This is a genomic window from Streptomyces sp. NPDC003042 (assembly GCF_053591315.1).
This window is the reverse complement of record NZ_JBSFTP010000076.1, coordinates 23,264-37,463: the sequence shown is the minus strand read 5'-3', so window position 1 is coordinate 37,463 and position 14,200 is coordinate 23,264. Positions and strand designations below refer to the sequence as shown.

General features: G+C 72.2%; 8 protein-coding genes. 5 read left to right on the top strand and 3 right to left on the bottom strand.

Going from position 1 to position 14,200, the window contains the following annotated elements; genetic code table 11:
* Positions 1-90: 90 nt before the first annotated feature.
* Positions 91-942, bottom strand: coding sequence for an endolytic transglycosylase MltG (gene mltG / locus ACWDYJ_RS28990; protein ID WP_451568546.1), 852 nt, complete (start codon positions 940-942; stop codon positions 91-93).
* A 63-nt stretch (positions 943-1,005) separates the two neighbouring features.
* The gene (locus tag ACWDYJ_RS28985; RefSeq protein ID WP_451568545.1) at positions 1,006-2,904 is read right to left on the bottom strand and encodes an ABC transporter ATP-binding protein; all 1,899 of its coding nucleotides are present in this window, start codon (positions 2,902-2,904) and stop codon (positions 1,006-1,008) included.
* Positions 2,905-2,989: 85 nt separating this feature from the next.
* Between ACWDYJ_RS28985 and ACWDYJ_RS28980 the strand changes: the two genes are divergently transcribed.
* The 4 genes from ACWDYJ_RS28980 to ACWDYJ_RS28965 all read left to right on the top strand — a co-directional run bounded on the left by ACWDYJ_RS28980 (position 2,990) and on the right by ACWDYJ_RS28965 (position 10,325).
* The gene (locus ACWDYJ_RS28980; protein ID WP_451568544.1) at positions 2,990-3,451 is read left to right on the top strand and encodes a MarR family winged helix-turn-helix transcriptional regulator; all 462 of its coding nucleotides are present in this window, start codon (positions 2,990-2,992) and stop codon (positions 3,449-3,451) included.
* Between the two features lie 102 nt (positions 3,452-3,553).
* Entirely contained in the window at positions 3,554-6,511 is a 2,958-nt protein-coding gene (locus ACWDYJ_RS28975) for an FAD-binding and (Fe-S)-binding domain-containing protein (RefSeq protein WP_451568543.1), read from the top strand.
* 98 nt (positions 6,512-6,609) lie between these two features.
* Positions 6,610-8,547 carry an ABC transporter transmembrane domain-containing protein gene (locus tag ACWDYJ_RS28970; protein ID WP_451568542.1) on the top strand — a complete coding sequence of 646 codons (1,938 nt, stop codon included), beginning with the start codon at positions 6,610-6,612 and terminating at the stop codon, positions 8,545-8,547.
* Positions 8,544-10,325 carry an ABC transporter ATP-binding protein gene (locus tag ACWDYJ_RS28965; protein WP_451568541.1) on the top strand — a complete coding sequence of 594 codons (1,782 nt, stop codon included), beginning with the start codon at positions 8,544-8,546 and terminating at the stop codon, positions 10,323-10,325. The genes ACWDYJ_RS28970 and ACWDYJ_RS28965 overlap by 4 nt, the downstream gene beginning before the upstream one ends.
* Positions 10,326-10,667: 342 nt before the next feature.
* Here ACWDYJ_RS28965 and ACWDYJ_RS28960 read toward each other — a convergent pair whose 3' ends face one another.
* A complete protein-coding gene (locus tag ACWDYJ_RS28960) occupies positions 10,668-11,459 on the bottom strand; it encodes a metal-dependent hydrolase (RefSeq protein ID WP_451568540.1) in 792 nt (263 codons plus the stop codon).
* A gap of 97 nt (positions 11,460-11,556) precedes the next feature.
* Here ACWDYJ_RS28960 and ACWDYJ_RS28955 point away from each other — a divergent pair, with 97 nt between their 5' ends.
* Complete coding sequence (locus tag ACWDYJ_RS28955) at positions 11,557-14,139, top strand: DEAD/DEAH box helicase (protein ID WP_451568539.1); 2,583 nt, start codon at positions 11,557-11,559, stop codon at positions 14,137-14,139.
* Positions 14,140-14,200: the final 61 nt, after the last annotated feature.

Sequence of the window (14,200 nt, the reverse complement as noted above, 5' to 3'; positions counted from 1 at the left end):
ACGACAACCTGGGGGTCCCCCCGGCCGGAGGCTGGGGGATGAGCGTGCGTGCCAGGCCCCACCGGCCAGGAGGGACTTTGACGACACGACCTAGGTCCTCGGGGTGGCGGGAGCCCCTGCCGCGGCGCGGAGCGTGTTGAACTCCGCCACGTGCCGCTGGTGCTCCTCGTACGTGGCGGAGAAGCGGGTGTCCCCCGGCTTGACGGTGACGAAGAAGAGCCAGTCGCCCGGCGTCGGCGCGACCGCCGCCTCCATGGCCCGGAGTCCCGGGCTGTCGATCGGGGTGGGCGGCAGGCCCTGGCGCTCGTAGGTGTTGAAGGGGTGGTCGATCCGGGTGTCGCTGAGCTTGGTGTCCACGGTGCTGCGGTCGAGCGCGTAGTTGATGGTGGAGTCCATCTGGAGCGGCATGGACTTCGCCAGCCGGTTGTGCACGACCCGGGCGACCTTGCCCATGTCCGCCGGATTGTCGGCCTCCGCTTCGATGATGCTCGCGAGCGTGGCTGTCTGGTACGAGGTCATCCCGTGCGCCTTGCCACCGTCCGCGACGGTCTTGGTGGCGAGCTTCTGATGGGCCGTCCGAACCATGTGCGCGAGGACCGTGGCCGGGGTGGACTTCGAGGTCACCGGGTACGTCGCCGGGAAGAGGTAGCCCTCCGGGTTGCCCTTCGCCTCAGGCGGCAGCGTCAGACCCGCGGTGGCGACGGCCGACTTCGTGGAGCCCGCCGGGAGCTTCAGTTCGCGGTCGACGGCGGCGTAGACCTGAGCGGCCCGCCACCCTTCGGGGATCAGCAACTGGCGCGGCGTCTCAGGCGCTTCGTCGCGAGGCAGCAGCGGGATCAGGACAGCCGCCCCGAGTGCGAGCAGCGTGCCGAGGATGAGCGCCATGCGGCCCCGGCGGGTGAGCCGGGGGCGGCGCTGTGGCGGCAGGTACTCATGACGCATACGGGCACGCTAACCCGCAAGCCGTCACTTTCCCGGCATCACACCCCCGCACCAGTCATACGATCACACATTCACCGGAGTGGGCACGGACTCCTCCGCCGGTCCCCTCTCCTGACCACGCTCCGCGGCCGGCCCCCGAGCAGGCAGCGCAGCCGTCTCGCGATCCCGGCGTACCAGCGCGGCGTACCGGCCGCCGGCCGTCAGCAGTTCCTCGTGCGTCCCGCGCTCGGCGATCCGACCGCCGTCCAGGACCACGATCTGATCGGCGTCCCGCACCGTGGAGAGGCGGTGGGCGATGGTGATGGTGGTGCGGCCCTGCGAGAGGTTGTCGATGGCCCGCTGCACGGCGTGTTCCGTACGGGTGTCCAGGGCGCTGGTGGCCTCGTCGAGGATGAGCACCGGCGGATCGCGCAGGATGGTGCGCGCGATGGCCAGGCGCTGCTTCTCCCCGCCGGAGAACCGGTAGCCGCGCTCCCCGACCAGGGTGTCGTACCCGTCGGGCAGGGAGGCTATGTGGTCGTGGATCTGGGCCGCGCGGGCCGCCGCGACGATCTCCCCGTCCGTGGCGTCCGGCTTGGCGAAGCGCAGGTTGTCGGCGACGGAGGCGTGGAAGAGGTACGTCTCCTGCGAGACCACACCGATCGAGCGGGCCAGCGAGTCGAAATCGAGGTCGCGGACGTCCACCCCGTCGAGGGCGACCCGCCCGCCGGTCACGTCGTAGAGCCGTGGGACCAGGTAGCTCAGGGTGCTCTTGCCGGAGCCCGTGGGGCCCACCACGGCGAGGGAGCCGCCCGCCGGGACGGTGATGTCGATCCCGGTCAGCGCGGGGCCGCCCTTGGACTCGTACGCGAAGTGCACGTCCTCCAGCCGGATCTCACCCCTGGCCCGCTCCAGCCGCACGGCGTCCGCGCGCTCGGTGATGTCCACCGGCAGGTCGAGGTATTCGAAGATCCGGGCGAACAGCGCGAGCGAGGTCTGGATCTGCACACCGGTCGACAGCAGGCTCACGGCGGGCCGGAACAGGCCCTGCTGGAGGGTCACGAAGGCGACGAGGGTACCGACGGAGAGCGAGGGCGCGCCCGTCTGCAGGGCTATGCCGGCGGCCCAGTAGATGAGCGCGGGCATGGCGGCCATGACGATGCCGATGGTGGACATCCGCCAGCGCCCGGCCATGCTGGAGCGCACTTCGAGCCCGACGAGCTTCTCGGACTCCTCCGAGAAGGCGGCGGTGAGGGACTCCGAGCGGCCCATCGTGCGGCCCAGCAGGATGCCGCTGACCGAGAGGGACTCCGTGACCGTGGCGGCCATGGCGGCCATCTGCTTCTGCCGCTGCATGGTGATCTTCTTGCGCTCGCGGCCGACCCTGCGGCTGATCCACACGAAGACGGGCAGCAGGAGCAGGGAGACGACGGTGAGCCGCCAGTCGAGCACGAGCATCGCGACGACGGAGGCGATCACGGCGGTCAGATTGGACACGAGCGAGGTCGCGGTCGAGGTGACCGTGGCCTGCATGCCGCCGATGTCGTTGGCTATGCGGGACTGCACCTCGCCGGTGCGCGTACGCGTGAAGAAGGCCAGCGGCATCCGCTGGAGCTGGGCGTAGACGGCGGTGCGCAGGTCGTGCATGACGCGCTGGCCGACCGTGGTGGAGATCAGGGTCTGGAGGACGCCGAACACGCTGGTGACGACCGCGGTGAGGATCATGCCGAGGGCGAGCAGGCTGAGCAGACCGGTCCGGCCCTCGGGGATGGCGACGTCCAGGATCTCCTTGAGCAGGAACGGCGAGGCGACGCCGACCAGCGAGGAAGCGCCGACCAGCGCTCCGACCACAGCGAGCCGGCCGCGGTAGGGACGGAAGAGGCCGACGATACGGCGCAGTTCGTCCGGGCGGTCCGCCGGAGCGGGGCGGGTGGGGTCAAGGGCTTCGTTCGATGGCGTCCACTTCGGTTCTTCGGGGCGCATGGGCCTCCTTCTGACGAGACTCCGATGAGCATAGCTCATTGTTACCTATGCTCACAATGAATCCGGTCCTGCTACTGTTCCCAGTATGAGCACCGGTTCCGAGACCGACACCACAGACGGCGTCCTCGCCGAGCAGCTGCTGCGTCTGACGCGCCGGCTCCACCGCATACAGAAGCGCCATATGGAGCCCCTCGGGATCACCCCGGCCCAGGGCCGGCTGCTGCGCCTCGTGGCGCACTACGGCGGCGACCGGCCGCCCCGGATGGCGGACCTCGCCACGCGTCTGGAGGTCGTGCCGCGCGCCGTGACCACCCTCGTGGACGGCCTGGAAGCGGCCGACTGCGTGCGCCGCGCGCCCGACCCGGCGAACCGGCGCGTCATCCGGATCGAGCTCACCGAAACCGGCCGCGCCACGCTGCGCCGTCTGCGCAACGCGCGGACCGACGCGGCAGAGGAGATCCTGGCTCCATTGACCGCCGAACAGCGCGAGGTGCTCGGCGGCCTGCTGAACGCGCTGGCCGACGCCCCTGCCGCGCGCCCCTGCTGAGCCGGACGCCGGGACGGGCGCGGGGGCGGACGCCGGGGCGGATGCCGGCCCTCGTGCCGCGACGTGCGCCGGGACGGGCCGAGACAGGACAAGGGGCCGCACATGCCGCTGTTGGAACCGAAGCCCGGCGCCCTGCGCCCCCACACCCCGCACGGCCCCGCCCCCGACCGCGTGCCCGACCGGCAGGCCGCCGGCACCCCGGCGGTCCTGCGTACCGAACTGACCGAGCTGCTCGGCGCCGAGAAAGTGCTGTGGAAGGTCTCCGACCTCGTCCGCTACGCCTCCGACGCCTCCCCGTACCGGTTCGTGCCGCGGGTCGTGGTCATCGCCGAGGACATCGGCGACATGTCCGCGGTCCTCTCCTACGCCCGCGGCAGGCAGCGCGAGGTGGTCTTCCGCGCCGCCGGGACCTCGCTCAACGGGCAGGCCCAGGGCGAGGACATCCTGGTCGACGTACGCCGCCACTGGGCCGGGGTCGAGGTGCTGGAGGACGGCCGGCGCGCCCGGATCCAGCCCGGCACCACCGTGCTGCGGGCCAACGCCGCGCTCGCCCGGCACGGCCGGATCCTGGGGCCCGACCCGGCCAGCGCCATCGCCTGCACGCTCGGCGGGGTCGTCGCGAACAACGCCTCCGGCATGACGGCGGGGACCACGAGGAACTCGTACCGCACGCTCTCCTCCCTCACTCTCGTCCTGCCGACCGGCACCGTCGTGGACACCGCCGACCCGCTCGCGGACGAAGAACTCGCCCGCGCGGAACCGGCCCTGTGCCGCGGACTGATGGAGATCAAGCGGGAGATCGAGGCCGACCCGCGGCTGGTCGCCCGGATCCGCGCCAAGTACGAGATCAAGAACACCACCGGATACCGCCTCGACGCCTACCTCGACGGCACCACCCCCGTGGAGATCCTGCGCGGCCTGATGGTCGGCTCCGAGGGCACCCTCGGGTTCATCTCCGAGGTCGTCTTCGACACCCTCCCGCTCGACCGGGAGCTTCTCTCCGCCCTGCTGTTCTTCCCCTCCCTCCCGGCGGCGGCCGCCGCCGTACCGCTGTTCAACCAGGCGGGCGCCCTCGCGGTCGAACTGATGGACGGCAACACCCTGCGCGCCTCGGTCAGCGTCGCCGGCGTACCCGCCGACTGGGCGGGCCTGCCCAGGGACACGACCGCGCTGCTGGTGGAGTTCCGCGCCCCCGACGAGGCGGGCCGCGCCGCATGCGAGCGCCGCGCGGCCGAGGTGCTCGCCGGGCTGGAGCTCGTCACGCCCGTCGCCTCCGTCACCAACGCCTTCACCAGCGACGCGAGGACCATCTGCGGCTACTGGACGGCCCGTAGAGCCTTCGTCGCCGCCGTGGGCGGCGCGCGTGCCCCCGGGACCACCCTGATCACCGAGGACTTCGCCGTACCGCCGTCCCGGCTGGCCGAGGCCTGCGAGGCGCTCCTCGCACTCCAGGCGGAGCACGGCTTCGACGCGGCCGTGGCCGGGCACGCGGCCCACGGCAACCTGCACTTCCTGCTCGCCTTCGACGCCGCCGAGCCCGCCGACGTCGCCCGGTACGCGGCCTTCATGGACGCGTTCTGCCGGCTCATCGTGGAGCGGTTCGACGGCTCGCTGAAAGCCGAGCACTCCACCGGCCGCAACATGGCCCCCTTCCTCGAACTGGAGTGGGGGCCCAAAGCCACCGCCCTGATGTGGCGCACCAAGCGGATCGTCGACCCGGACGGGGTCCTCGCCCCGCGGATCCTCCTCGACCGCGACCCGGGCGCACATCTGCGCGGCCTGAAGACCATCCCCCGGGTGGAGGCGGTGGCCGATCCCTGCATCGAGTGCGGGTTCTGCGAACCGACCTGTCCCAGCAAGGACCTGACCACGACGCCGCGCCAACGGATCGTGCTGCGCCGGGAGATGATGCGCCAGCGGCCGGGCTCCCCCGTTCTCGGTCGGCTGCTCGACGCCTACGGCTACGACGCCGTCGACACCTGCGCGGGCGACTCCACCTGCAAGCTCGCCTGTCCGGTCGGCATCGACACCGGCGCGCTGATGAAGGACTTCCGCCACCGCGGGCACGGTCGGCGCGAGGAGGGGGCCGCCGCCCTGGCCGCCCGGCGGTTCCGGACCGTGGAAGCCGCCGCGCGGCTGGCCGTGGCCGCCGCCGACAAGCTGGTCGACGGCCTGCCCGGCCGCGTCGGCGACCGGCTGCTGGAAGCCGCCACGGGGGCCGCGCGCAAGGCCGTACGCCCGGACCTCGTCCCCGCGTGGCTGCCGCGGATCCCCGGGGCCGCGGCGCGCACGCTGCCCGCGACCCGGCGGGTGGGCGCCGCCGCCGTGTACTACCCGGCCTGCGTCAACCGGATCTTCGGCGGTCCGGACGGTCCGGACGGTCCCGGCGGGCCCTCCCTGCCCGAGGCCGTGGTGGCCGTGTCGCAGCGGGCCGGGCGGCCCGTGTGGATCCCGCGCGACGTGTCCGGGACCTGCTGCGCGACGATCTGGCACTCCAAGGGCTACGACGCCGGCAACCGGGTGATGGCCAACCGGATCGTCGAGGCCGCCTGGGGCTGGACGGCCGGGGGCCGGCTGCCGCTGGTGGTCGACGCGTCCTCCTGCACGCTGGGCATCGCGCGCGAGGTGGTCCCGTACCTGACCGAGGACAACCGGGCCCTGCACGCGCACCTGCGCGTCGTCGACTCGGTGGTGTGGGCCGCGGAGGAACTGCTGCCGCGCCTGGAGATCCGGCGGACCGTGGGATCGGCGGTCCTGCATCCCACCTGCTCCGCGCGGCACTTGGGCGACGAGGCGCAGCTGCTGGCGGTCGCCGGGGCCTGCGCCGACGAGGTGGTGGTCCCGGACGACGCGGGCTGCTGCGCCTTCGCGGGCGACCGGGGAATGCTGCACCCGGAGTTGACGGCCTCGGCGACGGCCCGAGCGGCGGCGGAGGTGACGGCGCGGCAGTTCGACGCCCACCTGTCGGCCAACCGGATGTGCGAGGTGGGAATGGAGCGGGCCACCGGGCGGAGTTACCGCTCGGCACTCCTCGAACTGGAGCGCGCCACCAGGCCCTGAGCCGGAAACAGACCATCAGCCGGAAAACCGATTGCCCGGACCGGGTCCGGAAGGCGAACCTTGCGTGGTTTGGACTCTTCGACCACTCATGGGGCGTCATGCAGATCAGCGACCTTCCGTATCCGGACCCTGGGGTACCCGACGCTCGCTCCGGCCCTCGTCTCCTCGTGTGGCTGGGAAGGGGACAACTCGGCGGACAGGCCAGAAGCCTGTGTTGGGGACTCCTGCACCACTGCGGTATCGCCGGTCTGCCCTTCGCGGTGGGATTCGGAGTCGAGGCGGTCGTGGACCGCGACGCCCACCGGCTGCTGCTCGTCGGCGCGCTCATCGCCCTGCTCGGCATCGCCATCTCGCTCGGCGACGCCATGCTCCACCGCACCGCCGTCACCAACTGGATCACCGCCGCCGCCCGCGTGCAGCAACTGCTCGCCCGCAAGACGGCCGAGCTGGGCGCCGCTCTGACCCGACGGGTCGCCGCCGGTGAGGTCGTCGCCGTCTCCACGGCCGATGTGGAGAAGATCGGCTGGTTCGTGGAGGCGGTCTCCCGCTTCCTGGCCGCCGCCGTCACCATCGTGCTGGTCTGCGTGGGGCTGCTCCTGTACGCCCCGGCGCTCGGCGTGGTCGTGGCCGTGGGCATGCCGGTGCTGGCGTTCGCCGCGCTGCCGCTGCTGCCCCGGGCCACCCGGCGCGCCGACTTCCAGCGCGAGAAGGCGGGCAAGGCCACCGAGCTGGCCTCCGACACCGTGGCCGGTCTGAGGGTGCTGCGCGGCATCGGCGGCGAAGAACTCTTCCTCGGCCGCTACCGGGAGGCCTCCCAAGAGGTTCGCGAGGCTGCCGTGCGCAGCGCCCGGATGTGGGCGCTGATCTCCGCGATCCAGGTGTTCCTGCCCGGTCTGCTGCTGATCACCGTGGTCTGGTACGGCTCCGACCTCGTCCTGGACGGCCGGCTGTCGGTGGGCGAACTCGTCGCCGTCTTCAGCGCCGTGTCCCTGATGCTCTACCCGCTCAGGCACGTGGAGGAGATCGCGATGGCCTACTCCTTCTCGCGGCCCTCCGCCCAGCGGGCGGCCCGGGTTCTCTCGTTGACGCGTACGGACGAGGCGCGGGCTCCTTCGGCCGCCGCCGAAACCGTGGCTGCGCCGCCGCCCGACGCGCCCGCCCCCGGCGGGGACCTGTACGACCCCCAGACGGGGCTGCTGGCCCCGGCCGGGCGATTCACCGCCGTGGTGTGCGGGGATCCGGACCTGGCGGGCCGGCTGGCGGAGCGGCTGGGCGGCCATCCCATGGACAGCGGGCCCGAGGGGCCCTCGGTGCTGCTGGGCGGGGTCGCGCTGGACGAGCTCGCGCTGGACACCGCGCGCACGCTGGTCCTCGTACAGGACAAGGATCCGGTGCTGCTGTCGGGGACGCTGCGCGAGCTGTTCGCCGTACCGGCCTCGGGGAGCGTGGCGCACGGGCCGGCCTTGGATGCGGCGCAGTGCGGCGACGTCCTGGACGCGCTGCTGCAGTCGGCGCCCGACGGGGTGAGTGATCCCATGGACGCCCGGATCACCGAGCGCGGCCGGTCGCTGTCCGGCGGTCAGCGCCAGCGGCTCGCGCTGGCCAGGTCGCTGGTCACCGACCCGGAGGTGCTGGTGCTGGACGAGCCGACCTCGGCGGTCGACTCGCACACGGAGGCACGGATCGCCGACGGCATCGCGGCCCTGCGCGCCGGACGCACGACGGTCGTGCTGGCGTCCTCGCCGCTGCTGCTGGACCGCGCCGAACGGGTCGTCCTCATCCACGACGGCCTGGCCCTGCCGGCGGGCACGCACCGCGAGCTGCTCCGAGGGGAACCGCGCTACCGGGCGGTCGTCACGCGGGAGACGGAGGAGGAGCAGCGGCTCGCCGGTCTCGAGCCCGACGAGGCGGTCGAGCCGACCGGTCAGGCCCGTCAGGCCGGTCAGGCCGGTCAGACCGGTCAGACCGGAATGAGTGAGCTGATCGAGCTGACCGAGATGGCAGAAGCACTCACAGAGATCGAGGAATCCGCATGATCGGCGTGGCGCCCCCGGACTACGATCCGGCGGCCCCCGAGACGGCCGCGACCCTGCCCGTGGGCACGTCGGCGACCGTACGGGGCTACGTGCGCGGCCTGTTGCGACGGCACCGGCGGGCCTTCGTGGTGCTGGTGACGGTCAACGCGGTCGCCGTGGTCGCCTCCATGACTGGCCCGTACCTGCTGGGCCGGGTCGTGGACGACCTGGCGGCAGGGGTGCGCGAACTCGCGCTGGGGTGGGTGGCCCTGGTGTTCGCGGCAGTCCTGGTCGTCCAGACGCTCTTCGTGCGGCTGGTGCGGCTGCGGGGGGCGATGCTCGGCGAGGAGATGCTGGCCGACCTGCGGGAGGACTTCCTGGTGCGCTCGGTCGGCCTGCCGCCGGGCGTCCTGGAGCGGGCCGGCACCGGCGACCTGCTCTCCCGCATCACCACCGACATCGACCGGCTGGCCAACGCGATGCGCGAGGCCGTGCCGCAGCTCGCCATCGGCGTGGTGTGGGCCGGGCTGCTCTTCGGTGCGCTCGCCGTCACGGCGCCGCCGCTGGCGTTGGCCGCGCTGGTGGCGCTGCCGGTGCTGGTGATCGGCTGCCGCTGGTACTTCCGGCGGGCGCCCTCGGCGTACCGCTCGGAGGCGGCCGGGTACGCGGCGGTCGCGGCGGCGCTCACCGAGACGGTGGACGCGGGCCGCACCGTCGAGGCGCACCGCCTCGGGCAGCGCCGGATCTCCCTGTCGGAGCGGCGGATCAAGGAGTGGACGGCCTGGGAGCGGTACACGCTCTACCTGCGGACGGTGCTGTTCCCGGTCATCAACGTCACCTACGTGACGATCCTCGGCTCCGTGCTGATGATCGGCGGCTACTGCGTGCTGCGGGGCTGGATGTCGGTGGGACAGATGACCACGGGCGCGCTGCTGGCGCAGATGATGGTCGATCCGATCGGCCTGATCCTGCGCTGGTACGACGAGCTGCAGATCGCCCAGGTCTCGCTGGCCCGGCTGGTGGGCGTCCGCGAGATCGAGCCGGACGCGGGGGACGCCACCGTGGCCCCCGAGGGCCGGGACATGCGGGCGCGGGAGGTCCACTTCGGCTACCGCGAGGGCGTGGACGTGCTGCACGAGGTGTCGCTGTCCGTGCCGCCGGGCACCCGGATGGCGCTGGTCGGCCCCTCGGGCGCGGGCAAGTCCACGCTGGGGCGGCTGCTCGCGGGCATCTACGCGCCCCGGGCGGGCGAGGTCACGCTCGGCGGGGCGCGGCTGTCGGGGATGGCGGCGGAGCGGGTGCGCGAGCACGTGGCGCTGGTCAACCAGGAGCACCACGTGTTCGTGGGTTCGCTGCGGGACAACCTGCGCCTCGCCAAAGCGGGCGCGGCGGACGCCGAACTGTGGGCGGCGCTGGGCGCGGTGGACGCGGACGGCTGGGCCCGGGCCCTGGAGGACGGGCTGGACACCGAGGTCGGTTCGGGGGCGAGCGGACCGACCCCGGCGCAGGCGCAGCAGATCGCGCTGGCCCGGCTGGTGCTGGCGGATCCGCACACGCTGGTGCTGGACGAGGCGACCTCGCTGCTGGACCCGCGCGCGGCCCGGCACCTGGAGCGTTCGCTGGCCCGGGTGCTGGACGGCCGTACGGTCATCGCGATCGCCCACCGCCTGCACACCGCGCACGACGCGGACGTGATCGCGGTGGTCGAGGCGGGCCGGATCACCGAGCTGGGCTCGCACGACGAGCTGGTCGCCGCCGACGGTGCGTACGCGGCCCTGTGGCGCTCCTGGCACGGGTGAGCCGGGCCTGGCTGGTGCGGGGGCAGTCGGGCGGCCCGGGTCATCCCGCCTTGCGGCCGGTGGTGGTGGTCATCGTGCCGACCATGAGGCCGAGACGGTTGACGGCTTCCACGCTGCCGGTGTCCGGCGGGCAGCGGTACGGCGCGCGCGCTTGATCGGGGGCTTGCAGCTCGCACGGGATTCGGTGCCGGCCGCTGTCACCGTCGCCGCCCGCGCCGGTACGGCGAGGGCGAGCGCGGCGAGGACGGATCCCGCCACGGCAGCGCCGATGGTCGCTCTTCTCGGGCCCGTGTGTCCCCCCGGCCATGAAGGGGACTGAACAGACGGCTTCCAGGACAGGACTCAGAAGAAGCCGAGGGCGGAGGCGCCGCCCACGCCGCCGAGCAGCATGAACACGGGCATGAGGACCTTGAGCTCCACCCAGCTGCCCGCGCGGAAGCGCATCATCTTCGGTGGACCGATCGGGTACCAGCGCTTCCCGGCGATGGGGAGGGGCCACAGGATCGGGCAGCCCGAGACGGTCAGCGCGTCGCCGATGTCGTGGACCAGCGCGCCGAGGAGGACCGGCAGGCCGAGCCAGAGGTACTCCTGGCCGGGTCCGGTGAACAGCCAGCCGGCGCCATTGCCCGGCTGCGCGAGCACCCCGGCGAGGATCCAGGCGCTGGTCGCGCCGAGCAGCCAGACCAGCACGTCGCTGGACATCCGGGCCGCCCGCCACAGCAGGCCCTCGACGGCCAGCACGAGGTGGACGAAGAGCAGGAGGAGCACGCCCCAGCGGTCGGCGGTGACCGCGAGCGCGGAGGAGCCGCCGCCGATCAGGACCGCCCAGACCCAGGTGTGGGTCAGGGTGCGGTGGCCTCCGGTGCGGCGGGAGTCGCGCGGGGAGCGGGTGGCCTTGTAGACGGCGTAGGAGATCTTGTCGACCACCTCGCACAGGCCCCGGGAGAGCGGACCGAAGGCGCGGGAGATCGTCGCCGACTTGTGGTCGAGGTCGGGGGCGAGGGCCGCCCCGGCGCAGATCAGCGCGCCGACGACGAGGACCGGCCACGGCATGGGGTGTCCGGCGGCCGCTGTCGCCGCGCCCACCCCCAGCCAGGCCGCTGCCCCGGACAGTGAATGCGCCGGACCCATCATGGTCGTTCCCCGCCCCGGTCGTGTGGTGGTGTGCCGTGGTGATCGGGCCCCGTCGACGGTTTCGTTCGGGCCTCACCGACGGCACAGCGTACCGTCGGTGATCTTCGTTCCGTCCGCCGGTTCCCGCATCCGGGGAGAGGCCAGGCAAGATGGGGGTGTGACCCTCATTGATCAGCTCCCGCCGAACGCCGACCCCGATGCCCTCTTCGAGGCTTTTTCCTCGTGGGCGGAGGACCAGGGAATCACCCTGTACCCGGCACAGGAGGAGGCGCTGATCGAGGTCGTCTCCGGGGCGAACGTGGTCCTGTCCACCCCGACGGGCTCCGGCAAGAGCCTCGTCGCGGCGGGCGCGCACTTCACCGCGCTGGCCCAGGACAAGGTCACCTTCTACACCGCCCCGATCAAGGCGCTGGTGTCGGAGAAGTTCTTCGACCTGTGCAAGCTCTTCGGCACCGAGAACGTCGGCATGCTGACCGGCGACGCCTCCGTGAACGCCGACGCCCCGGTGATCTGCTGCACCGCCGAGGTGCTCGCCTCCATCGCCCTGCGCGACGGCAAGTACGCCGACATCGGCCAGGTCGTGATGGACGAGTTCCACTTCTACGCGGAGCCGGACCGTGGCTGGGCCTGGCAGATCCCGCTGCTGGAGCTGCCGCAGGCGCAGTTCATCCTGATGTCGGCGACCCTCGGCGACATGAAGCGGTTCGAGGAGGACCTGACCCGGCGCACCGGCCGGCCGACCTCGGTGGTCCGCTCCGCGAGCCGGCCCGTCCCGCTGTCGTACGAATACGTCACGACGCCGATCACCGACACCATCACGGAGCTGCTGGAGACCCGGCAGGCTCCCGTCTACGTCGTGCACTTCACCCAGGCGCAGGCGGTCGAGCGGGCGCAGTCGCTCATGAGCATCAACATGTGCACCCGCGAGGAGAAGGACAAGATCGCGGAGTTGATCGGCAACTTCCGCTTCACCACGAAGTTCGGCCAGAACCTCTCCCGCTACGTCCGCCACGGCATCGGTGTGCACCACGCCGGCATGCTGCCCAAGTACCGGCGCCTGGTCGAAAAGCTCGCCCAGGCCGGCCTGCTGAAGGTCATCTGCGGCACCGACACCCTGGGCGTCGGCGTCAACGTCCCGATCCGCACGGTGCTGTTCACCGCGCTCACCAAGTACGACGGCAACCGCGTCCGGACGCTGCGCGCCCGCGAGTTCCACCAGATCGCCGGCCGGGCCGGCCGGGCCGGCTTCGACACGGCGGGCTATGTGGTCGCCCAGGCGCCCGAGCACGTCATCGAGAACGAGAAGGCCCTCGCGAAGGCGGGCGACGACCCGAAGAAGCGCCGCAAGGTGGTCCGCAAGAAGGCCCCCGAAGGCTTCGTCGCCTGGTCGGACACCACCTTCGAGAAGCTCATCGCCGCCGATCCCGAGCCGCTGACCTCGCGCTTCAAGGTCACCAACATCATGCTGCTGTCGGTCATCGCCAGGCCGGGAGATGCCTTCAAGGCCATGCGCCATCTCCTGGAGGACAACCACGAGCCGCGCAAGGCCCAGCTGCGGCACATCCGCCGGGCGATCGCGATCTACCGTTCGCTGTTGGACGGCGGCGTCGTCGAGAAGCTCGACACCCCGGACGCGCAGGGCCGTACCATCCGGCTCACCGTCGACCTCCAGCAGGACTTCGCGCTGAACCAGCCGCTGTCCACCTTCGCCCTGGCCTCCTTCGACCTGCTGGACCCGGAGTCCCCGTCCTACGCGCTGGACATGGTCTCGGTCGTGGAGTCCACGCTGGACGACCCCCGCCAGATCCTGGCCGCCCAGCAGAACAAGGAACGCGGCATGGCCGTGGGCGCGATGAAGGCCGACGGGGTCGAGTACGAGGAGCGCATGGAGCGCCTCCAGGACGTCACCTATCCCAAGCCGCTCGAAGAGCTGCTCCTGCACGCCTACGAGGTCTACGCGAAGAGCCACCCCTGGGTTCGCGACCACCCCGTCTCCCCGAAGTCGATCATCCGCGACATGTACGAGCGGGCGATGACCTTCACGGAGTTCACGGCCTACTACGAGCTGGCCCGCACCGAGGGCATCGTGCTGCGCTACCTGGCCGGTGCCTACAAGGCGCTGGACCACACCATCCCCGACGACCTCAAGTCCGAGGACCTCCAGGACCTCATCGCCTGGCTCGGCGAGCTGGTCCGCCAGGTCGACTCCAGCCTGCTCGACGAGTGGGAGCAGCTGGCGAACCCGGAGGTGGAGACGGCGGAGCAGGCCCAGGAGAAGGCCGACCAGGTCAAGCCGGTCACGGCGAACTCCCGCGCCTTCCGCGTGCTGGTCCGCAACGCCATGTTCCGCCGGGTCGAGCTGGCCGCCCTGGACCACGTCAACGTGCTGGGCGAGCTGGACGGCGAGTCCGGCTGGGACGCCGACGCCTGGGGCGAGGCCATGGACGGCTACTGGGACGAGTACGACGACCTGGGCACCGGTCCCGACGCGCGCGGCCCCAAGCTCCTCCAGATCGAGGAGGACCCGGAGCACGGCCTGTGGCGCGTGCGCCAGACCTTCGCCGACCCCAACGGGGACCATGGCTGGGGCATCAGCGCCGAGGTCGATCTCGCGGCGTCCGACGAGGAGGGCCGGGCCGTCATCCGGGTCACCTCGGTCGGCGAGCTCGGCGCCCTCTGACCGGCTCCCGCACGCTCCCCGCCCCGCCGAACCCTGCGGCCCCTGCCTCCCGCCGGCTCCG

Excerpts from the sequence above, each read along its gene's own strand:
- mltG (WP_451568546.1), bottom strand. The coding sequence starts at position 942 with ATGCGTCATGAGTACCTGCCGCCACAGCGCCGCCCCCGGCTCACCCGC.
- ACWDYJ_RS28985 (WP_451568545.1), bottom strand. The coding sequence starts at position 2,904 with ATGCGCCCCGAAGAACCGAAGTGGACGCCATCGAACGAAGCCCTTGAC.
- ACWDYJ_RS28980 (WP_451568544.1), top strand. The coding sequence starts at position 2,990 with ATGAGCACCGGTTCCGAGACCGACACCACAGACGGCGTCCTCGCCGAG.
- ACWDYJ_RS28975 (WP_451568543.1), top strand. The coding sequence starts at position 3,554 with ATGCCGCTGTTGGAACCGAAGCCCGGCGCCCTGCGCCCCCACACCCCG.
- ACWDYJ_RS28970 (WP_451568542.1), top strand. The coding sequence starts at position 6,610 with ATGCAGATCAGCGACCTTCCGTATCCGGACCCTGGGGTACCCGACGCT.
- ACWDYJ_RS28965 (WP_451568541.1), top strand. The coding sequence starts at position 8,544 with ATGATCGGCGTGGCGCCCCCGGACTACGATCCGGCGGCCCCCGAGACG.
- ACWDYJ_RS28960 (WP_451568540.1), bottom strand. The coding sequence starts at position 11,459 with ATGATGGGTCCGGCGCATTCACTGTCCGGGGCAGCGGCCTGGCTGGGG.